Genomic DNA, 22,476 nt, shown 5'->3' on the forward strand with positions numbered 1-22,476 from the left:
TGCTTTTTAGCAGCGATTACAGGAAAATTTCGCAGTCATCTTCTACTTTCTTACAATTTTTTAATACATCCTGCATTACGGTCTTTGGCTCAGCACCCTCCTCAAAATCAACAGACATCTTTAGTGTCATAAAGTTCACAACGGCATCCCTTACACCATCTGTAGCCTTCGCAGCCTCTTCCATCTTATTTGCACAGTTTGCACAGTCAACATCAATCTTGTAAGTCTTCTTCATAATTATCTCCATCCTTTCAAATATATATGTTTTTTCTTTTCATCATATGAACAATCATTCATATGTTTGATTATATTGTACCAAATCTTTTTCATATGTCAATACATAAAAGAAAAAATTAAGGGAATGTCTCATTCCTTTGGAGTGAAACATTCCCTGATATCATTTTATCTATTCTGTTGATTAGCGATGCTGCTCAAATGCACTCAGATCATAATTTTTAAGATTGCCTGTGATACTTCTGTCATCAGCCTCATCGATCAGCTTATCACGAACCTTCTTCGTCTTCATCGGATCAGCATAACCACTTGGACCGCCCACACAGCCGCCCTCGCAGATCATACCCTCTACGAAGTCCTCCGGAAGTCTGCCTGCTTTCAGCAGAAGCATAGCCTTTTTACATTCCATGGCTCCGTTTGCCTTAAATACCTTGGCATCTACTTCCTGATCTGTCTCCTTCATATATTCCAGTACGGAAGCAGTCACACCACCGGCATTACCATAACGCTTGCCATAAGCGCTTGACTCCTGATACTCGTTTGGAGCCGGCTCCAGCTCAACATCCTTTGCCTTCATGATGGCACGGATCTCACTATAAGTAAGAACAGCATCTGCATTGCCCTCGATCTGCTGATCTACTACCTCTGACTTTTTACCGATACATGGTCCGATAAATACGGTATAGCAGTCCGGCTCCTTTGCCTTAAGCATTCTGGAGATCATACACATCGGTGAAACTGTAGTGGAGATCAGATCTGCCTGCTCCGGATAATGCTTACGGATCATATTAACAAATGCCGGACAGCAGGATGTGGTTTTCTTCTCACCTGCATGATATGCTTCCAGCCACTCTTCAGCCTCGCTCTGTGTAGTCATATCTCCACCGAGACCAACCTCGATCATGTCTGCAAAGCCAACCTTCTGCAGTGCGATCTTCCAGCTCTCCATGGTAATGTCAGGACCAAACTGTCCCTCTGTCGCAGGGGCTACCATACCATAGACCTTCTTGCCCGCTTTCAGTGCACCGATCACATCCAGAATAAATGTCTTGGAACCGATCGCACCAAATGGACATTTGTGGATACAGTGACCACAGCGGATACACTTGCTCTCATCAATTACGGAAATACCAAGATCATTGTATGTAATGGCATCTACCGGACATGCAAACTTACATGGACGCTTCAGATGAGCGATAGCATTGTAAGGACATGCCTTGGCACACATACCGCACTCTTTACATTTATTGGCATCAATGTGGGAACGCTTCTCTCCGGGACTGATGGCACCGAACTTACATGCATTCACACATGCCTTACCCAGACAATTCTGACAGTTGTCCGTTACAACATAACTGGAAATCGGACAGTCCTCACATGCGGAAGAAATAACCTGTACAACATTTCCATTGTCCTCCGGACCAGGAGCTTTTCCCTCTGCCAGACGAATACGCTGACGGATAATCTCACGTTCTTTATAGACGCAGCAACGGAACTGCGGTGTTGGTCCAGGTATCATCTTACGTGGCAGGTGATCTCTTTCCTCCTCCAGAGTGCCCTCAAAGGCCAGCTTTGCCACCTCATAAAGTACATCATGCTTGATTCGAATCACATTTTCATCTGCAAACATTTTTTCTCTCCTTATCTTGTCAGTTGTTTGTGAGTATAGTATAACATAGATTTGCAGATAATGAAATTATTTTTCTATAAAGTTTTTTAATTGATATTTTTTCATCTTTGACCGATCTTCAGATTCGGTACTGCATTCAGATCCAGACCATGACGTGTCCCTGCCATATACTCATAATATCCCTGGGAAGCGATCATTGCCGCATTGTCTGTACAATAAATCGGAGACGGATAGCAAAGTCCCAGTCCCGCCTCATCGCATGCCTGTTTCATCGCAGCGCGGAGTGCCGAATTGGAAGCTACACCACCGGCCACGGCAATTCGTTTCTCCCCAAGCTTTTTGGCGGCTCCCACGGCCCTTCCCACCAGCACATCAACTACCGCCTGCTGGAAGGATGCTGCCACATCCGCTCTATTTACTTCGATGCCCTTCATCTCACATCCGTTCAGATAATTTAAAACCGCTGATTTCACGCCGGAAAAGCTGAAATCAAACTCACAGCCGTCAATTTTAGCACGAGGGAACTCAATGGCATAAGGATTTCCTTCCTTTGCCGCCAGCTTGTCAATCTTTGGACCGCCCGGATATCCCAGACCAATGGCTCTGGCAACCTTATCAAACGCCTCTCCTGCCGCATCATCATGGGTATAACCGATAATTTCAAATTTACCATACTCCAATACACGGACCAGATGAGTATGACCTCCGGATACCACAAGACACAAAAACGGCGGCTCCAGATCCGGATGCTCCAGATAATTTGCCGCAATATGCCCCTCAATATGATGCACACCCACCAGAGGCTTTCCTGCCGCATAGGCAATTGCCTTGGCCGCACCGACACCGACAAGAAGTGCTCCCACCAGTCCCGGACCATATGTAACACTGACCGCATCAATCTCGCTAAGCGTAACCCCGGCATCCTTCAGTGCCTGCCCGATCACCTGATTGATCCTCTCCACATGCTTACGGGAAGCAATCTCCGGCACTACGCCTCCATATAATGTATGAATATCGATCTGGGAAGAGATCACATTGGACATAACGGTCCTTCCGTTTTTTACTACGGAGGCTGCCGTCTCATCGCAGGAGCTCTCAATTCCCAATATCAGTATATCTTTTTCCATGATTCTATCCAAGCCTTTCTCGCGTATATTTCCTATAAATTATCAGAGAAGAAAGGATGACACCACATCCCTTCTTCTCCCTCTTTCAATTTCATTTTTACTGCTTTTCCGCTTCCTCCGCTGTGATCTGCTGCCAGCCAAGGATCTTCCAGTGTTCCTTGCTGTCCTTGCGGCAGATATATTTTGCATAGGATTCTGTGGTTTTTGACTTTTTGGAGGTCTCCAGTACGGAAGCAACCAAGGTAGCTTCTTCTTTTCCCTTGACCTCTGCATATTGAACCTGATCGTCCTCCTGTACAATATAGGAAGAAATATGATTTTTGGAATCGTCGAATTTCTTAATATCCTTTTTTAAGGACTGATACATATCTTCCTCTGAATTTCCCTTCTGTCCCAGGAATTCATCATCATACAGCCGACGAAGCTGCTGAAATAATGCCTTTTGATCTTTCTCTTTCATATTAGTATTGTACAGGCATTTGTTGATACGCCAGAAAAGCTTCACAACTTCCGTTGGCGTCCCCGGATATTCCAGATCCAGATCCTTTGCCAGAAGCTTGCCCACCTCTGTCTTTGGAAGGCTTGCCTCTGCCTTTTCCTCTGCTTCCTTCTGCTGATAAGCACGAACACCGATAAAGATTGCCAATGCTGCCACAACAACAACGACAAACACCGTCAGAATCTTTTTTGTCATTTTGTCCATGATCGTCACCTCTCCTCCTCTTCATCAACGAAATCAAGAGTTTTACTCCACTTGTCTCTTGCGGCATGCGCATCCGGAAAGATCTTTTTGACTTCCTTCATATAATCCTCCGGATGAAGCATCGACGGACTGTAATGTGTCAGCCACATTTCCCGTACCTCTGCCTTTTTTGCAAGTCTTGCTGCCTCGTACATTGTCATGTGCTTAAATTCTGCTGCTTTTTTCTGTTTGTCGTGATCTCCGTACATCCCCTCACAGATGAACAAATCGGACTCCAATGCATTCTCTGCGATAATGTCCACAGGCCTTGTATCCGTACAATATGTAAGCTTAATGCCTTTTCTGGCCGGTCCGATGACCATATCCGGAGTATAAACCCTTCCCTCCTGCTCTATGGTTTCTCCCTTCTGCAGGCGGCTCCACAACTTTAATGGAACCTCATTAGCCTTGGCAAGCTCCGGATGAAACTTACCGCCCCGCGGTACGGTAATGGTATATCCGTAACAGGTAACGTTATGATTGACCCGAAAAGCTTTAATATGATATCCGTTCACTTCCAGCTCCTGCTCTTTCTCGCTGAGCTCTATAAATTCAATCTGAAAGGGAAGTCCCGGCGCAATGACGCGCAATGCATTGACTGTTTTCTCCAGTCCCTTGGGACCGATCATGGTAACCGGACGGGTCCGGTCTGAATTGCCCATGGACAGGAGAAGCCCCGGCAGACCACTGATATGATCCCCATGATAGTGGGTAAAACAGATCGTATCGATGGGATTAACACTCCATCCCTTCTCACGAATGGCGATCTGCGTCCCCTCCCCACAATCCACCAGAAGACTACTGCCCTCCAGACGTGTCATCATTGCCGTGAGCCATCGTCCCGGCAGGGGCATCATTCCGCTGGTTCCCAATAAACATACATCTAACATAATCCACCTCTTCTCATCTCTGAAAGAACCCGTGAACTATTGTATCACAACTCCGTTGCTTCTGTCACCATTGGCGGTATAACAAATTTCTTCACCATCTCATCATAACAGTCCTCACAAAGCAAAAACGAATGAATTTCTCCATCCCGTTTGGAAAAATATCCCCACTGCTTTTTTCCTTCAAAGACATCCTCTCTCAAAATATCATTCTCGTATTTTAAAATACGTCCACAACCATTACAAAATAATTTTTTTTCTGCCATCTTTATCCTCCAGTCTTCCACAGCCGGGCTATCGCCGCTTCCTTATCTTCTCTTACAGCAAGTATATCCCGTCACATCATTTCTGTATAGTGGAAAACACAGGAAGATAATGAGAAAAACACTACTAATGCAATATCTTTATAATGTTTTCTGCATAATCACGGCATGCTCCTGCGGATCCCGGTAATAGTTTTTGCGGACAGAAATCCGATCAAATCCTGATTTATCATAAAGTCCTATGGCCGAAGCATTACTCTCCCGCACCTCCAGCAGGATCTGCTCTACACCTTTAGTGGCACATTCCCGAAATGCCTGATGCAAAAGTGCTTCTGCAATCCCCTCCCGGCGGTGAGCCGGATCCACAACAATGTTACACAGATCTGCTGTTTCAAAGGAACACCAGAGCACACAGCTTCCAACAACCCTGCCATCCTTCACTGCAGTCAGATATATTTTGTCCTTATCCTGCAGATGTTCCATATAATCTTTCTCACTCCATGGATGGGCAAAATTTTCTCTCTGTAACGCTGCCGCCTCTGCCATCTCCGTTGCGTCCATATGTTTAATTTGCATTTAACTTCTCTTCTCTTTCTCGTTCCGCCTGGGATTTACGCAGATAAACCGGCCGGTGCTCTGCCGCTGTTTCAATCCTGCCCTGATGATAATAACGCTCTCCCAGTGCCGCTACAGCCGCCGCCCTCTGTCTCGACAAATGACAAGGTGCAAACTGATACTCGTTGACAATCTCCTCCCGGATGATCTCCTCATAAACCGGCACGCCGTCTCCAAGAAAATGAATCTTAACGGGATATTTTGCCAACTCCTTCAACAGATCGTGAATATCCATGGCGCACTGGTCAATAACACTGACCAACTCTCCTTCCCGCATTTCGTAAACTCCGGTATATACTTGATTTCTCCTTGCATCCATAACCGGGCAGATAAATCCATCTGCCTCAGCAAGCTGATAAGCAAGCCCCTCTAATGTCGGCACCGGAATGACCGGCTTGTCCAACACAAGTCCCAGTCCCTTTACTGTTGCAGATCCGATCCGGAGTCCGGTAAAGGAACCCGGTCCAGCTGCCACTGCTATGGCATCCAGCTCCTCCAAAGGAATCCCGGCATAATCTACAACCTCCTTTATCATAGGAAGTAATGTCTGCGAATGCGTCTGTTTATTATTGACTGTAAACTCTGCCACAATCGCATCCCCGGACAATATCGCTGCAGATGCTACCAGCCCGGAGCTGTCTACGCCTAATATTTTCATTTTCTATCACGCCTTTCTGATTAAGTCATCTTTTAACTATAGTGATTTTTCTGTAATCAAATCCTTTTTCAAGTACTTTTTCTATCTGAATCTCTGTCACATGCTCCGGGATCAGTTCTTCAATCAGAGACGCCCACTCAATCAGACAGACTCCCTTCCCGAAGAAGTAATCCTCATAGCCAATCTCATCCATTTCCTCCGGATCTGCGATCCGGTATACATCAAAATGATACAGAGGCAATCTCCCCTGCTCATAAATCTGCATGATCGTAAAAGTGGGACTGCTGATCGGCTCCTCAATCCCAAGACCTTTTCCAAAGCCTTTGGTAAAAACAGTTTTTCCTACGCCTAAATCACCATTTAACAATATGATATCTCCGGGTTTACAGTTTTCTCCCAGTTTTTTCCCCAGATCATAGGTGTCCTGTTCCCGTAAGCTTTCTATCACCTCTGTCATAAATGTTCCTCCTGATCCTTCTCCTCATCCTGATGTGCTTCCTTCTGTGCCGGATCATAGTCTGCATATTCCTTTACCTTTGCCGTTACAAAGGCTTTGATCTCCTCAAACTCTGTTCCACATTGATCCTGCGGAAAGATAAATGCTCTGACTGGGGACATATACACATAAACAGCTTTGGCCGTACTGGTAATCTTGCGGACATCATACCATTTCACCGATGCCTCCTGCTCCCCCTGGGACACTGTAATTCCCTCTGACGACAATATATAATGAAGCTTTGCGTTGATGTCCTTATTTTGTCTTGCCTGTGCCTTGGACTTTGAATAAAGCATCACCGGCTGTACGATCGTAAACAGACATCCAATAATAAATAATGCGATCCGGGCCGTGGTATCCATCACACCGAAGCGCACTGCCAGAATGATCCAGCAGGAAAGACTGATCACCACCCCAAAGATTCCTGATATATTTCCATAGGTATGTCTCATGGAAAACGCATACAGATCTCCTGCCGTAAGCTCCACGTCAAACTCTATTTCCTTCATAAATTATCTCCTATTCTTCATCTTTGCATTTATATTAGCATTATAGCAGAATATAGCGAAAAAACAATATATACAAATTCTCCGTCATATGTTATCTTTAAAATCAGGAAATACTTTATGGGTATAATATATGTAAAAACAAGGGTTATTATATCTGCGTTTCCCATATGGCAGATATAAAAAGGGGGATTTTTATGATGGATATTACAAATATGAGCGTAGACGATATCCGCGAACAAGTGGAACAACAGATCGACTTCGACCGGCTGGAAGAGCTAAATGCCCATCTCGAGAAGGATATCCGGGGCATTCTTGACTCCTGCGGATTATATTACCGGATCTTTTCCAGAGTAAAAACGAAAAGCTCCATCAGTAAAAAGCTTTATAACGGTAAATACGGCACAGAGGAGAATCCCAAAAAAGTACAGGATCTGATCGGTCTGCGTATCGTTTTATACTATTCGGATGATCTGAGCATCGGACGGGAAATTATGGAAAAAACATTTTTGCGTACCGGAACCTGGTCACGAAATGATTTCAATGCAGCGGAATTCCGCGCCACAAAGATCAACGGCGTATTCCGTCTGCCTTCCGACCATTTTAAATTATACACCAGCGAGCTCTGGGATCTCCCCATTGACACAACCTTTGAGATCCAGTTCCGCACGGTATTCTTTGAGGGCTGGCATGAGATTGAACATGACATGCGTTACAAAAGCCTTCTGCCGGATGACAAATTCTGGGAAAACAGCGAGGATCTCTCCCGTATCCTTCACTGTATCCTTGCCAATCTGGAGTTGTCTGACTGGTCCCTGGTACAGCTTTTTGAGCATCTCTCCTATAATCATTACCAGAACGGAAACTGGGATCTGATGCTTAAGAGCCATTTCCGGCTGCGTATGGAGGATAAAGAACCTCTCTCCCCGGCCATCACAGCGCTCTTTGATCAGGACCGACGCTTGGCAAAGCAATTCTTCAAATGCGAAAAGATCGTACTTGTACGCGAGTTGTTAAAACAGGATTATATTCCAAAGATCACTTTTGATCTGATCATCCGCCTGCTAAACGAAAGTGTAGTCCATGATGACCGTATCACCGCATATTATCAGGAGCATGACCCTTTGGCTGTCAAAACACCGGCTCCTGTACGCCAGGCTCTGAAGCCTTTGGACCAAAGCACCCTGTTCCACTTGGAAATTCCTCTTTTGCACAAGCCAGTGCGCGAACTTAAAACAGAATTTAATAACGCTTCCCACATCATTTATCGATGGATCCGTTATAAACTCAGCTATATCTTTCCTGATCTTCCGGCCGAGGTAGAAACTCTGCACCGTCATCTGCCCGGTTATGATGTCAAATGCATCTGGGATGCAGAACAATATATTATGGAAGCAGAATTTTCCTATATTGATGACAAAATGCCCGGAACATTATGGCATATTACCGCCTCTCTTCACGGAGACAGCACAAAGGACAAGGAACCTCTGATGTTCCGTCACCGGACAACACTTCACACTCCGACAACAGCTCTCCATCGGGAGACATTCAGCAAACCATCTTATCTTTCAGAGCTCTCCTCCAAGATCGGTCTGATGGATCAGGAACGCCTCGGAACCCAGGGACGTTTTGTAAATACGCCGGAAGGCTTTGAAGCGTTAGAGCATCTGCTTCACGATCCGCAAAGACGCCTGCCGGTGATCGTAATCACACAGCACGAGGCTGTCTCTCCTGAAAACATCAATGATTACCGGGAGGGCTATGACATGAACACATTCCCAGTCAACGGAACACGTCTTGCGAAAGTGATCGGGCTATACTCCCATGTTTATATGTTGGATCAGAAGCTGACTAAAAATCTGTCGGTCGAAGGACAGAACGCCAAAGTGATCCATGGAGGCATCCTGATATTCTGGCCGGTTTCCTCTCACCGTGAAACCACCGTATATACCAGCCGAATGATCCGGGAAGCTCATTTTGACTACAATCGCTTTGCCTATCATGAGCAGAATTTCAACGAAAAAGCATTCCGCTCTAAACTGGCACAGATCATCAAGGATGATCATGTCACTCATTAATAAGAAGTTTTTCTTCTCAGTCCAGGGTTATCTTCACTGTTCTGTGCTTCTTTGAGCTGCCGCTCTCCCTGCACAAACGTATTTTTAACCGGTCACCCTGTTCGTGGGTGGACAAACACAGGCTCAGGTCCTTCATGTCCCCGATCCTGTTCCCGTCAATCGAATAAATTCTGTCTGCAACCCGGATTCCGCCATGATAAGCAGGAGACTTCAATGCGACCTCCGTAACATATACACCATCGTTGTCACCGGCGTCTTTTCCACGAATCCCCAGGTATGCTGCCTGTTTATGATCTACGATTGCCTGCGCTGTTGCTGCAATATCCGTCACCGAAACGAAGGACCAGTTGGTTTCCCCTGTGACATCCTGATAGGAATCTGTAATAATGCCTACAATCCTTCCCTCCACATCTGCCGCAAATCCATTTCCTCCCTCTGTATATGCAACATCCGTGGCATATACAGAAAGATTTTTATCTACTGTCTGAACGGAAAGATCTGCATTCACGATATTTCCCAGCATTACAGACTTCATCAGACCATTGGGACTTCCAAAAAGAAGAATCCTGTCGCTTAACTTCGGAGACAGCTCTGCGGCATATTGTGTAAAATCCATTTCCTCAACTTTCTTCATGACGCTTTTGGAAATATCCTTTCCGTCCACACAAAGTACGGCGATTTCCGTATTGCGGTCCACATCAACAAGCTCTGCAGCTGCCTTTGTTCCATCTGCAAATTCTACCTGAAGAACCTTCTTTTCTACCATAGAAGATAGCTGCGTTAATATATAAAGAACATTTCCCTTTCTTTTAAACACAAGGCCGCTCTGTACCTCATCCCCTTTCTGGTTTTTCTGATACCAGCTTTCCGTATGTACCTCCCCCACAGATACAACGGATTTGTTACACTGTATGCCAATCTGTGCGATCCTTTTCCAATAATCCTCGTATGCGGCAATCTTATATTCATCGGATCTCTTTGCAAAACCGGCCTGCTTTTCCTGCGTATTGCCGGTATTTTTCAGGAGATTTGCCCGATAGATCCGGGCATCCCTCTCTCCCAGAATGTCCTGCACCTTCCAAAATGCTACCGATGCAACCACTCCAAAAGCAAATGCAAGAACGATCACATGTATAATTCTTTTTACAGACAATGAATGCTTTTCCAAACCTTGCTCCCGCACCGCTTCCTGCAGAAAACAATATTCTCCCCCTGCTGTTTTCTTTTTTTCTTTCATCATAATATATCATTCTCCAATTTCTATGATAACGGTTTTATATAAAGATTATCACATATATATGAATAGTTTATGAATAAGCAGTAAATATGATATTGCAAAATTATCTTGCAGTATCTTATCGGTGTGGTGTATGATGATAGTAATTGTATTGAAATGAGGTCTAAATGAATGAACGAGAAAGTATTACAGACATTAGAATATAATAAGATCATTGACCAGCTGGTTTCTTTCGCCTCATCTCCATCCGGCAGGGAATTTTGTCAAAATTTAAAGCCTCAGACAGACCGTGACTGGATTGAAGCATCCCAGAAGGAAACCTCCGATGCACTGACTCATATTCTGACCAAGGGGGAGCTTTCCTTTTATGGAATTCAGGATATCCGACCTTCTTTAAAACGGCTCGAGATCGGATCATCTCTGGGAAGTCACGAGCTGTTAGATATTGCAAAGCTCCTTTCTGCGGCTGCTTCGGTCAAGAATTACTTCCGTCAGGCACTCCGCGAGGATGATTCCACCGGAGATTCCCTCGACGAACGTTATCAGCTGATCGAACCGTTATCTCCTCTGATGCAGGAGATCCGCCGGTGTATTCCGGAGCATGATGTCATTGCAAATGATGCTTCCACCGGACTCGCCCAGGTACGCAGACAGTTAAAGCTGACCAACGACCGTATCCACGAGCAGTTAAACAGTATTCTCAGCAGTTCGGCTCGCAGCATGCTTCAGGATTCCATCATTACCATGCGAAACGGCCGCTATTGTCTGCCGGTCAAAGCCGAATACCGTTCCTCCTTCCGCGGAATGCTTCACGACCAGTCTGCAACCGGATCCACTCTTTTTATTGAGCCGGCCGCTGTCGTAAAGTTAAACAACGATATCCGTCAGCTTGAGCTGCAGGAGCAGGAAGAGATTGACAAAATTCTTGCGGATCTGAGTAATCTCGCCGCAGACCAGTCTTTCTTTCTGGCGCAGGATTACCGTGTTTTATGTGAACTGGATTTTATCTTTGCCCGTGCCATGCTCTCAAAAAAAATGAGAGGCACAAGGCCTCTCTTCCCGGCAGAGGGATATATTGAGATCAAAAAAGGTCGTCATCCCCTGATCGACGCCAAAAAGGTGGTTCCTATAGATATTCATATCGGAAAAGATTTTTCTCTTCTAGTGGTAACAGGACCGAACACCGGCGGCAAAACGGTCTCGCTGAAAACCGTAGGTCTCTTTTGCCTGATGGGACAGGCAGGCCTTCATATTCCGGCATTCGATAACTCCTGTCTGAAGATCTTTGATGAAATTTACGCTGATATCGGCGATGAACAGAGTATCGAGCAGAGTCTGAGTACCTTTTCCTCTCATATGGTCAATACTGTATCGATTCTGGAAAAAGCAGATTCTAACAGTCTGGTGCTTTTCGATGAGCTTGGTGCCGGTACCGATCCTACGGAAGGTGCCGCTCTTGCCACAGCGATTCTTGCAAATCTGCACAAACGAGGCTGTCTGGTCATGGCAACAACCCACTACAGCGAATTAAAGCTGTATGCTTTGCAGACACCGGACGTCCAAAATGCCTGCTGCGAGTTTGATGTCTCAACGCTGCAGCCAACCTACCGCCTGTTGATCGGTATTCCTGGCAAAAGTAACGCATTTGCAATTTCCGGCAAGCTCGGATTATCCCCGGAGATTATTGAAGATGCCAAAGAACGTGTCTCTTCCGATGCACAGAACTTTGAAGATGTCCTGAGTGATCTGGAAGCCTCCCGGATCAAACTGGAACAGGAGCATAAAACAATCTCCGAAAACCGCAAAGAAATTTCCCTGCTCAAAAAAGAGCTTCGCGAAAAAACGGAAAAGCTGGAGCAGTCCCGTGAAAAGATCCTGCAAAATGCCAACCAGGAGGCAAGTCGTATCCTTGCCGAGGCAAAAAACGTGGCAGATGACACCATACGCAAGTATACCAAATGGGCCAAAAGCGACCGTCATATCCAGGAAATGGAGAAGGAACGAGCCGAGTTGCGGAACCGGATGAACAAACACCAGAACCAGTCCGGAAGCAAACCACAGAAGACAAAAAAGAAATCCCTCAAAGCTTCTGATCTGATGATCGGTTCTAATGTTCACATATTAACATTAAACGCAGACGGCACCGTCAGTACACTTCCGAATGAGAAGGGCGATCTTTTTGTGCAGGCCGGTCTCTTACGGACACAGGTCAATATCAAGGATCTGGAGCTGCTTCCGGAAGAAAAACCAAAACAGACAGAAAAGCGTCACAGCGGAAGCGGAAAGATCCGTATTGACAAAGCTGCTTCCGTCCATCAGGAAGTAAATCTCATCGGTATGACAGTGGATGAAGCAATGCCTGTGTTAAATAAATATCTGGATGACGCTTATCTGGCCCATATGACTCAGGTAACCGTGATACATGGGCGGGGAACCGGTGCCCTCCGCAAAGCCGTCCATCAACAGCTCGCCCGTCTGAAATATGTGAAATCTTATCGCCTTGGCGAATTCGGTGAAGGCGATATGGGCGTTACCATTGTAACGTTCAAATAGAACAAGGAATGAAATGGAGAAGATGAAATGGCTGAAAAACAAAGAATTTTAATTGTAGACGACGACAACAACATTGCTGAGCTTGTTAGTATGTATCTGGTCAAAGAATGCTTTGATACCCACATTGCCAACGATGGAGAAGCTGCTTTGGCTACAATCGAAAGCTACCAGCCAAATCTGGTGGTTTTGGATATCATGCTTCCCGGCATCAGTGGATATGATGTTCTCCGGGAACTTCGCAAAACCTCGAATCTTCCTGTCATCATGCTTTCCGCCAAAGGCGAAACATTTGACAAAGTTCTCGGTCTTGAACTTGGAGCCGATGATTATGTGATGAAGCCCTTTGACACAAAAGAGCTGGTTGCCAGAATTAAAGCAGTTCTGCGCCGTTATACTACAGAAACAACCGCACAGCAAGCCGAAGCGATTCCAAAAGAATGCGTTACCTATCCGAACCTGATCATTAACCTCACTGACTATTCTGTTTACTATTTCAAACAGAGAGTCGAAATGCCCCCAAAGGAACTGGAGCTTTTCTATTTTCTTGCTTCCCATCCAAATCAGGTATTTACCCGCGAACAGCTTCTGGATCATATCTGGAGCTACGATTACATCGGAGATACCCGCACCGTAGATGTTCATATCAAGAGACTTCGCGAAAAGTTTTCCCAGCCTGCCGAATGGAACATAGCCACAGTATGGGGGGTTGGATACAAGTTTGAATATCACGGATAAATCACAGCTTTGAACGGAGAATTCCTATGAAACTATCAATTCGTTCTATTTATGTTACCATCTATCTGCTGCTGGCAGCGGTAATGTTTGTACTAATTCATTTTTGGGGCGTTCATCTGGTATCAAACTCCCTGATCGCGGAACGAAAAGCGGCACTTTATGAAGAGGCCAGTTCCCTTTCGAAACGATATTTTTTTAATGTAAAATCCATCAATCAGTTTGACGACCAGACGGAATCCTCTCTGCGGGAACGCCTGTCTTCCCTTCAGACTATGAGCCACGCCCGCTATTTTCTTGTGGACAGTACCGGCAGGATTTCTGTGGATTCCACAGCCAGAAACAGTCTGGAGGGACAAAACTTTAATGATCTGAACCCGACATTCTTAGATAACGACACCTACATTGGACATTTAAACAGCTCCTATCTCCCTCAAGAGTCTCTGTCCATCATCTATCCGTTGTCTGAGGACTACGATATGAATGGATATCTTGTCATTATGACCCCCTTAAAAACGCTTCGCGCCAACGCACGCCAGCTTACAAAGGATTACCATATATGTTTTGTCGTGTTTTTCCTAATACTGTTATTTACCTTATTTGGATTATACTGTCTGACAGTTCACCCGCTCCGTCAGCTTTCCCTGACGATCCGGGAATATTCCCGTGGACATTACAGTACCAAAATAAAGCACCTTCCTCTCCGGGAATATGACTCTTTGTCAACGGCAGTCCATAATCTGGCATCCTCAGGCAAAAATGCAGGAGACTACCAAAAAGACTTTGTGGCAAACGTCTCCCATGACTTCCGCTCTCCCCTGACGAATATCCGGGGATATATCGGTGCCATACTGGATGGTACGATTCCACCTGAAATTCAGGAAAAATATCTTAAAATCATCTTAAGAGAAACAGATCGGCTGACAAAGCTGACAGAACAGCTTCTGGAAATGAATCGTTACGAAAACAATGGTATCATCTTAAATTACAGCACTTTCGACATCAATGAGGTCATCCGCAATGCTGCTTCCAGCTTTGAAAAGCATTGCACCGAGAAAAAGATCTCCATTCACCTGATCTTCAACACACCATCCCTGTATGTGGATGCCGACCGCGATAAAATATCACAGGTGATCCAAAATCTCATTGATAATGCAGTAAAATTCAGTTCACCGGATTCGTCCATTGAGATACAGACTACCGTACAAAAAGATAAAATCTTTGTCACTGTCAGCGATCACGGCATCGGCATTCCGGAGGAAAGCCTTCCACACATCTGGGATCGTTTCTATAAAACGGATGTCTCCCGCGGAAAGGACAAAACAGGCTCCGGTCTGGGACTTGCCATCACCAAAGAAATTATCGATGCCCACCGTGAATATATTCACGCCACCAGTATTCTGGGAAGCGGTACTGATTTTTCTTTCTCGCTGCGACATCATTCATCAGGAATATAAGTTTTCTATTTCGTCTCAAAATATAGAATATACAAAAAAACCGGATCAGAAGCCTCTGCCCCAGATCCGGTTTTTTTTATTTGTTGATACTGATATTTATTTATTCTCTTGTGCCAAGTACACGGGCAATCTCATACTCATACTCGTCAATGGACTTTGTCATTGCAAATGCCTCGTCTACATCTACATCATAAAGCTTGCCGTTCTTATATCCAATCAGACGGTTCTTTCTGCCTTGATCGATCACATCAACTGCATAAGCACCCATCATAGAAGCATAGAAACGATCTCTTGCGGTCGGGCTTCCACCTCTCTGGAGATGTCCGAGGATCGTTGCTCTGGTCTCAATACCGGTAGCATCCTCAATTTTCTTAGCCAGCTCATCCGAATGACCAACACCCTCCGCATTGACTACGATCTGATGTGTCATGCCAAGCTCTCTGTTCTTATGAATCTGCTCCAGAAGTGCATCATAGTTATTGTCAAACTTCTCCGGCAGAAGAATCTCCTCTGCACCATTTGCAATACCACACCACAGTGCAATATATCCGGCAGAACGTCCCATAACCTCAACAACGCTGCAGCGCTCGTGTGAATTGGAGGTCTCACGCAGTCTGTCGATAGCTTCCATAGCCGTATTGACAGCGGTATCAAATCCGATCGTATAATCTGTATATGCAATGTCCAGATCGATCGTACCCGGAATACCAATAATGTTTACACCAAATTTGGACAGATTCTTTGCTCCGGTAAAGGAACCATCTCCTCCGATGACGATCAACGTCTCAATCCCCATCTCCTTACAGATCTCTGCCGCTTTCTTTTTTCCTTCTATCTCACGAAACTCTGCACTCCGGGCTGTGAACAAAAAAGTACCGCCATGCTGCAGTTTTTCTGAAACATCCTTAAATGTCAGTAAATCCATCTCCCGGTGAAGAATACCATTGTATCCTCTGCGGATACCATAAACATCATATCCTCTGGTAATACCGGTACGGACAACCGCACGGATGGCCGCATTCATGCCTGGTGCATCTCCTCCACTTGTAAGTACTCCGATTTTTCCTTTCTTTGTGCTCATTTTTTCCTCCATTCTGCCACAAATGACCATGGCATCGTTAATTATTTCTATGTATGATTTATGCAGATCCCCAAAATACCCAGAATATGCACAAAATATAATAATATGCACACATTTCTATTTTATTATGATACGGAAGTATTTTCAATCCCTTTTTCAATATTTTTCAAAAAACTTTTCTAATTTAAAGAAATACTCCTATTCATGAAATAATCTTTATTACCTATTTTCATATTTTGTAAAAAAGGGCTGATTTTTCATCAAAAGTATGATATAATTGTGACATATTGTTGGCAATAGGCAATATAGCCAACATTGATCATAAAAAATTGTATATTTTCGTCACTTGCATTATTTCACAATCCGTACGATAATGTAATTAGAGAAAATATGTAAAGATATGTCTAAATATTGATTGATTATTTATAAGACATGATCAGAGGGAAAGAGTAAGAACGGTTAGCATATTGTTCCCAATTATGAATAATATGTAATCCAAAAGGAAAGGGATGAATGTTATGATGTTTAACACCAGTGAGTTAATTCTCGATGCAGTTATTTTATCGATTGTGGCCAGCACGCCTGAGGGCATTTCGGGCTTTAAAATTGTTCAGAATGTCCGCTCAAAGATTGATGTACCGGAGAACACATTCTATCCTTTGTTAAAGCAGATGCAGGCCGATGGCTATCTGGAAGTTTATCATAAGGATATCGGTGGCCGTAGCCGTCGTTTTTACAAGATTACAGATGCCGGGCGCGAGCATCTTACATATTGTCAGCAGACCTGGAACAATTATCTGCAGGGTGCCAGTTCCCTTTTAATGAATGGAACTGCACAGCCTGCTGCAGCACCTACACCGGCTCCTCAGCCACAGACGGCTTCAACATCTCAACCACAGCCGGTTCCTGTAATGAATGTGGATCCTCAGGTGACTCCTGTTTCCGGTTCCCAGCCGGTCCCTGTGATGAACGTAACTCCTCAGGTGACTCCTGTTTCCGGTTCCCAGCCGGTCCCTGTGATGAACGTAACTCCTCAGGTGACTCCTGTTTCCGGTTCCCAGCCGGTCCCTGTGATGAACGTAACTCCTCAGGTGACTCCTGTTTCCGGTTCCCAGCCGGTCCCTGTGATGAACGTAACTCCTCAGGTGACTCCTGTTTCCGGTTCCCAGCCGGTCCCTGTGATGAACGTAACTCCTCAGGTGACTCCTGTTTCCGGTTCCCAGCCGGTCCCTGTAATGAACGTAACTCCTCAGGTGACTCCTGTTTCCGGTTCCCAGCCGATTCCTGTAATGGAACCGGTTTCTCAGGCAGCTCCTGTCCCTGAACCACAGCCGATTCCTGTAATGGAATCGGTTTCTCAGGCAGCTCCTGTCCAGGAACCACAGCCGGTTCCTGTAATGGAATCGGTTCCTCAGGCAGCTCCTGTCCCTGAACCACAGCCGGTTCCTGTAATGAACGCAACTCCTCAGATCAATCCGGCAACTATGCAGCAACAGCAGAATGCAGCTGATACAGAAGATTCTTTCCATATCGGTGGTGCATCAGATGCTATGCTGGATTTTGATTTTTCTATCGGGGATGATGACGCTGTAAATTCCGATGATATGGGATTTTCATCCGATGGGGATTTATTCGAATTTGATAGTATACCGGCATCATCATTTATTTCTTATGACGATGCTCCAGCCGAAACGGCACTGGAGCCGGCTCCAGCACCTGTCTATCAGGAGCCTGTTGCTCCGACTATGGAAGTTGCCCCTGTTCCGGAACCTGTCAGCGAGCCTGTTGCTCCTGCTATGGAAGCTGCTCCGGTTTATCAGGAGCCTGTCAGTGAACCTGCTCCTGCTGTAATGGACGCTGTTCCGATTGCAGAACCTGTTGCTCCTGCTATGGAAGCTGCTCCGGTTTATCAGGAGCCTATCAGCGAACCTGCTCCTGTTGTAATGGAAACAACACCGAACGCAGAATCTGTAGCTCCAGTTGTAGAAGAAGCTCCGGTTTATCAGGAACCTGCCGATGAACCTGCGACAGAGACAATCAATATGAATGCACAGCAGCCTGTTTACCAGGAGCCTGCTGATGAGCTTGCTACTGAGACAATTGATATGAATGCAGAGCAGCCTGTTTATCAGGAACCTGCCGATGAACTTGCCACGGAAACAATCGATATGAATGCTCCGATAGAGGAAATAGCCGCTGACGGCGTCTCAGAGGAACCTGTCGAGGACGATGAGGCAGATTTTCTCGCAGAAATGGCAATGGGTGATTCCGAAGAAAACGAAGAAGAAGATCTTCCGGAACTGGAAAGTTCCGTGTCTGACATTGCTACAATCAACGCATTGGAAAGCATGCTGACACAGCTGCGTTCTTTCGAATCTGTTATGGAAGCTCATCCAGAACCAAAAGTCGCTACGGAAGATGCTTCTTCTAACTTAAATATCAATGATATCAATGCGGTTGCTGCAATGTTAAATCCATCTGAAGCAGATTCCGCCGAAGATAATACTGCTACGCAGGAATCAACCTCTACTCCGGTTCGATATGCAGAGGTTCGTAATAAAGAAACCGATGATTCCGTCAACAGCCTTGTAGATCTTTTAAAGGATGATGACCAGCCAAAGAAGCGTGGTTTCTTTGGACGTAATAAAAAGAAAAATGTTTCAAAAGAATTTATTGCAGATACTCCAAGATCATCCTCTACACCTATACCGGTACCAAGTCAGGTTAGAGCGAAATCCGAGTCCTCACCGGTTCCTACTTCTTCTTCAAGAATGCAGGAGGTCCGCAATCCGGACAGTGACGATTCTGTCAACAGTCTTGTAGATCTCTTAAAGGAAGATGATTCTTCCTCCAAGAAGAAAGGACGTAAATCGCGTTCTGCTGCCGATGAATTCAGAGCGACTGCTGCAGATATCTCTGCAATGTCAAGTTCTGTACCTCTTCCAAAGCAGACATCTTCCTCGAACCCACTGCGGTCACTTTCTTCATCAACACCTTTACGGGTGTTCTCTTCCTCCAATCCTGTCCGGGCATTTTCTTCATCCCGACCGGTTGAACCTGTTCCAAAGGCAGAGAATTCCCAGTCAAAACCGGTATCCAGATCAAGCTACCGCGAAGTACCTGATGCCGATGCAGTTGGCGGTTTAGCAGATCTTCTGATGGAAGGAAAACAAAACAAATCTGCAACACCAAAGATTTTCAAGCAGAGAATGGTTTCCAGCTCACAGCCTCTTGCAGGAGTTTCCTCTGAAACTCCTGTATCAGAGACATCTTCTTCTGAACCACAGGCCCATAAGCCGTCTGCAGCAAAGACCTTTGAAGAGAAGGCTGCCGCTCCAAATGCAAAACCGGTGGAAACCACTGCTACTATTACAAAGCCTTTAGAGGCTAAGGCAATCAGCACAAAGCCAACCGAGGCAAAACCGATAGAACCAAAATCTGTTGAAACAAAAGCTGTTGCTACTCCAAAGCCGGAGGCTGCTGCACAGACCCCTGCTGTTGAACCAGAGGAAGCTCCTATGGATGATTTCAAGCGTCGTCTGTTACAGGCACACCTAATTACCAATGAGAATGACAATAATAAATAAATGATATAACATATACCTATTCATAGTATCCATTGCTTTCCGGCAATGGATACTTGTATAAAACCGTATTTTATACAAAAAAGGGGAGGAAAAAATGACAAAATTCGAATTTTTAGGCGACTTAAGCCGTCTGATCGCTGACCTTCCGCAGGAAGAAATCGAACAGGCGATGGAATATTATGAAGATTATTTTGCAGATGCCGGACCGGAAAAAGAGCAGGAAATCATCCGTGACTTTATCTCTCCGGCTTATATTGCAGAACAGCTTCGGGAAGCATCTTTACAACGACAAAAAGCTGCTGCACAGGCAAGCGTACAGGAAGAAGAAAAGCAGGCAGCAGCGGCCAGAGCACAGGCGGCGGCCAGCAAACCACCGGTATACTCCCGAAAGCTTGCCGCACAGGCTCAGAAAAATGCTTCTATGGCTACTTCAACCGGATTTGTAACACAGACGCCTACAGTCAAAACAAAACCACCGGTTTCACCGGCTCAGGCTGCCGCTTCAATTGCCACCGCCCCAATATCAGGACAGGCTGTTTCCACACCGACCATGCCGTCGGGAGCTTCTGCGGCTCCGGTAACACCGGGAAATCCGGTGCCTCCACAGCCGCAAAATGCACCTACGATTCAGAGACCACAAACTTTTGGACAGGCAGGGACAGCATCTCAGGCAGCTGCGGCTTCCATTGCAGCTACACCAACTCCAGCACAGGTTGCCGCTTCCCTCTCCGGCGCACAAACACCGGCTCAGGCTGCCGCTTCCCTCTCCGGCGCACAGACACCGGCTCAGGCTGCCGCTTCCCTCTCCGGCGCACAGACACCGGCTCAGGCTGCGGTACAGGCTTCAGCATCATCTGAACAGCCATCTAAAGCATCTTCCATGCGTAACTCTATCTTCCGCGATGATACTGAAGAAGACAAAAAGAAAGCGGAAGAAGAATTGGCAAAGCGCAATAAAACAAAAGTTGATATTAAATCAATCAACTCCACTACCTCCAAGGTAAATAAAAAACAATCCAAAGCCGAAGCAAAACGAAATGCAGCTATCGAAAAAGCAAATAATGCCGAACGGTACAGCAGTTCCAAAAAACTGGTCATCGGCATTGTGTTATTGATCACATGTCCGATCTGGCTGACGCTTTTGGGTGTCATACTCGGAGTATTTTTACTCGGAGTATGTGCTGTGGCCGGATGTATCCTTGCCGGCATTGGATGTTTTGCCGCAAGCCTTTCATCCATTGCTCTCACACTTTTAGCATTGCTCTCCGTTCAGATTCCAACCGGTATCTTTACACTGGGAAGTGTATTATTCCTGTTTGCTGCGGGATGTGGATTATGTTTTCTCGGCTACAAGCTGGCGACACGAATCCTTCCCGGTGCATACTTCAGTATCAAGGTATTATTTAACGGAATCAAAGCAAGACTTGCTCGTCTTGCTCTCAAATAATCTGATAGATAGAAGCAGATCATTGCTTCAGAATGGAGAATAGCATGAATAATAAAATTAAAATCATTATTGCAATCGGCATTATAGGCATTTTGGTCATGGTAGCGGGTTTTGTTATGGGCAGCGGCCCATCATCCATCCCTGCCATTTTCTCAGACCAGAACCTTCCGGAAGGATCTGCTGCCATCAGTGATGTGCAGACCGGCGATATACGTTCCATCGAATTAAATCTGTTTTCCAGCAAGATTTCCATTAAATCCGGCGAAAACTTTGATCTCTCCGGCAGCGGTCAGTTTGATGGTTATGTTTTAAATGGCATATTATATGCAGGTGCCACAGAAGCCAAAAGATCAGCAAATATCTTAGGAATGAAATTTAATGTCCCATCAAAATGGATTTGCGGTTATGGCAGTTATGTTCTTGTCATTCCTCCGGATGCAAAGCTCGATCAGATTACCATTAACACAAACCATTGTGATATCACATGTGATTCCCTGATCGCCAGCAAGATTAATATCAATGTCAAACATGGAGATTTAAAGATTGACCAGTTGCTTTCTGCCGACAACGCATCTGTTTCGGTAGATGGTACATTAGATGCCGCTTCCTCACAGATTGCAATAAATGGAAATATATCTGCCAATAAGCGTCTGAGCATTGGTACTTCCGGCGCAGCAAAGGACAATACGATGAATAACACAACCATTTCCAATAAACGTGGTGGTATTACTTTGTATGGTAAGTTGACAGGAAACTCCTCTCTGCAAAGTAACCATGGAAATATTGAGGCAGCCTTATATGGCACCCATGCCAATTACACACTTCCGGCAGCCAATGCAAATCTTTTAATCCATGAGTCTGTTGCATCCACCGCTAAAGAGACAAATGAGGATGATACAAAACTTTACGGTACTGTTGCCGTAGATGCCTCAAAGGGAAATGCGTCCATCTCCTTTGAGCAATAACATTATTTCTACATAAAATTTATACCGGTTTTCAGAGATTGGAATATATCAATCTTTGAAAACCGGTTTTCTTTTGTTCATATTCGTCTTGACAGAACATATTATACGGCGTATAATATCACCATATTATATGGTATATAGTATTATATGCTGTAAAGTTAACTAACCAGCAACACGAAAG

General features: G+C 45.2%; 19 protein-coding genes. 7 read left to right on the plus strand and 12 right to left on the minus strand.

All coding sequences use genetic code 11. From position 1 onward, the window contains the following. Positions 1-16 precede the first annotated feature (16 nt). From H8704_RS01825 to H8704_RS01870, 10 genes are all read right to left on the minus strand, one after another. Positions 17-235, minus strand: coding sequence for a cation transporter (locus tag H8704_RS01825; RefSeq protein WP_249297055.1), 219 nt, complete (start codon positions 233-235; stop codon positions 17-19). Positions 236-418: 183 nt separating this feature from the next. Then, a complete protein-coding gene (locus H8704_RS01830) occupies positions 419-1,864 on the minus strand; it encodes a 4Fe-4S dicluster domain-containing protein (protein ID WP_022464458.1) in 1,446 nt (481 codons plus the stop codon). Between the two features lie 101 nt (positions 1,865-1,965). Beyond that, complete coding sequence (tsaD, locus tag H8704_RS01835) at positions 1,966-2,991, minus strand: tRNA (adenosine(37)-N6)-threonylcarbamoyltransferase complex transferase subunit TsaD (RefSeq protein ID WP_022464457.1); 1,026 nt, start codon at positions 2,989-2,991, stop codon at positions 1,966-1,968. Between the two features lie 97 nt (positions 2,992-3,088). Continuing rightward, positions 3,089-3,694, minus strand: coding sequence for a DUF6715 family protein (locus tag H8704_RS01840; RefSeq protein WP_022464456.1), 606 nt, complete (start codon positions 3,692-3,694; stop codon positions 3,089-3,091). Between the two features lie 5 nt (positions 3,695-3,699). Beyond that, positions 3,700-4,623: a ribonuclease Z gene (locus tag H8704_RS01845; protein ID WP_118679455.1), complete on the minus strand. Its 924-nt coding sequence runs from the start codon at positions 4,621-4,623 to the stop codon at positions 3,700-3,702. 44 nt (positions 4,624-4,667) lie between these two features. Next, complete coding sequence (locus tag H8704_RS01850; RefSeq protein ID WP_022464454.1) at positions 4,668-4,886, minus strand: hypothetical protein; 219 nt, start codon at positions 4,884-4,886, stop codon at positions 4,668-4,670. 138 nt (positions 4,887-5,024) lie between these two features. Continuing rightward, on the minus strand, positions 5,025-5,459 hold the full coding sequence (gene rimI / locus H8704_RS01855; protein ID WP_118679457.1) for a ribosomal protein S18-alanine N-acetyltransferase: 435 nt from the start codon (positions 5,457-5,459) through the stop codon (positions 5,025-5,027). Then, the gene (gene tsaB, locus H8704_RS01860) at positions 5,449-6,156 is read right to left on the minus strand and encodes a tRNA (adenosine(37)-N6)-threonylcarbamoyltransferase complex dimerization subunit type 1 TsaB (protein ID WP_022464452.1); all 708 of its coding nucleotides are present in this window, start codon (positions 6,154-6,156) and stop codon (positions 5,449-5,451) included. The genes rimI and tsaB overlap by 11 nt, the downstream gene beginning before the upstream one ends. Before the next feature lie 25 nt (positions 6,157-6,181). Further along, positions 6,182-6,613, minus strand: a complete 432-nt coding sequence (gene tsaE / locus H8704_RS01865) for a tRNA (adenosine(37)-N6)-threonylcarbamoyltransferase complex ATPase subunit type 1 TsaE (protein WP_022464451.1) — start codon at positions 6,611-6,613, stop codon at positions 6,182-6,184. Further along, a complete protein-coding gene (locus H8704_RS01870) occupies positions 6,610-7,161 on the minus strand; it encodes a YcxB family protein (RefSeq protein WP_118679459.1) in 552 nt (183 codons plus the stop codon). Before H8704_RS01870 ends, tsaE begins: the two co-directional genes overlap by 4 nt. Before the next feature lie 194 nt (positions 7,162-7,355). On the opposite strand from H8704_RS01870, the gene H8704_RS01875 reads away from it, so the two are divergent. Continuing rightward, entirely contained in the window at positions 7,356-9,236 is a 1,881-nt protein-coding gene (locus H8704_RS01875; protein WP_249297056.1) for a hypothetical protein, read from the plus strand. Between the two features lie 16 nt (positions 9,237-9,252). On the opposite strand, the gene H8704_RS01880 is transcribed toward H8704_RS01875, so the two are convergent. Continuing rightward, positions 9,253-10,476, minus strand: a complete 1,224-nt coding sequence (locus tag H8704_RS01880) for a S1C family serine protease (protein ID WP_249297057.1) — start codon at positions 10,474-10,476, stop codon at positions 9,253-9,255. A gap of 168 nt (positions 10,477-10,644) precedes the next feature. Here H8704_RS01880 and H8704_RS01885 point away from each other — a divergent pair, with 168 nt between their 5' ends. Genes H8704_RS01885 through H8704_RS01895 form a run of 3 tightly spaced genes read left to right on the plus strand, consistent with a single transcriptional unit; the run spans position 10,645 to position 15,215 of the window. Continuing rightward, positions 10,645-13,026, plus strand: a complete 2,382-nt coding sequence (locus tag H8704_RS01885) for an endonuclease MutS2 (protein WP_249297058.1) — start codon at positions 10,645-10,647, stop codon at positions 13,024-13,026. 27 nt (positions 13,027-13,053) lie between these two features. After that, positions 13,054-13,761 carry a response regulator transcription factor gene (locus H8704_RS01890; RefSeq protein ID WP_249297059.1) on the plus strand — a complete coding sequence of 236 codons (708 nt, stop codon included), beginning with the start codon at positions 13,054-13,056 and terminating at the stop codon, positions 13,759-13,761. Positions 13,762-13,787: 26 nt separating this feature from the next. Further along, a complete protein-coding gene (locus H8704_RS01895; protein ID WP_118689455.1) occupies positions 13,788-15,215 on the plus strand; it encodes a sensor histidine kinase in 1,428 nt (475 codons plus the stop codon). 100 nt (positions 15,216-15,315) lie between these two features. Here the strand turns inward: H8704_RS01895 and pfkA are convergent, their stop codons facing one another. Further along, positions 15,316-16,296: a 6-phosphofructokinase gene (gene pfkA / locus H8704_RS01900; RefSeq protein ID WP_022464443.1), complete on the minus strand. Its 981-nt coding sequence runs from the start codon at positions 16,294-16,296 to the stop codon at positions 15,316-15,318. 509 nt (positions 16,297-16,805) lie between these two features. On the opposite strand from pfkA, the gene H8704_RS01905 reads away from it, so the two are divergent. The 3 genes from H8704_RS01905 to H8704_RS01915 all read left to right on the plus strand — a co-directional run bounded on the left by H8704_RS01905 (position 16,806) and on the right by H8704_RS01915 (position 22,295). Further along, entirely contained in the window at positions 16,806-19,883 is a 3,078-nt protein-coding gene (locus H8704_RS01905) for a helix-turn-helix transcriptional regulator (protein WP_249297060.1), read from the plus strand. 94 nt (positions 19,884-19,977) lie between these two features. Beyond that, a complete protein-coding gene (locus H8704_RS01910; protein ID WP_249297061.1) occupies positions 19,978-21,330 on the plus strand; it encodes an HAAS signaling domain-containing protein in 1,353 nt (450 codons plus the stop codon). Between the two features lie 44 nt (positions 21,331-21,374). Continuing rightward, positions 21,375-22,295 (plus strand): DUF4097 family beta strand repeat-containing protein, encoded by a 921-nt coding sequence (locus tag H8704_RS01915; protein WP_022463658.1) that lies wholly within the window; start codon positions 21,375-21,377, stop codon positions 22,293-22,295. The last annotated feature ends 181 nt before the right edge of the window (positions 22,296-22,476 follow it).

Origin of the sequence: Jutongia huaianensis (assembly GCF_014384985.1) — a bacterium.
Classification (GTDB): Bacteria; Bacillota; Clostridia; order Lachnospirales; family Lachnospiraceae; genus Jutongia; species Jutongia huaianensis.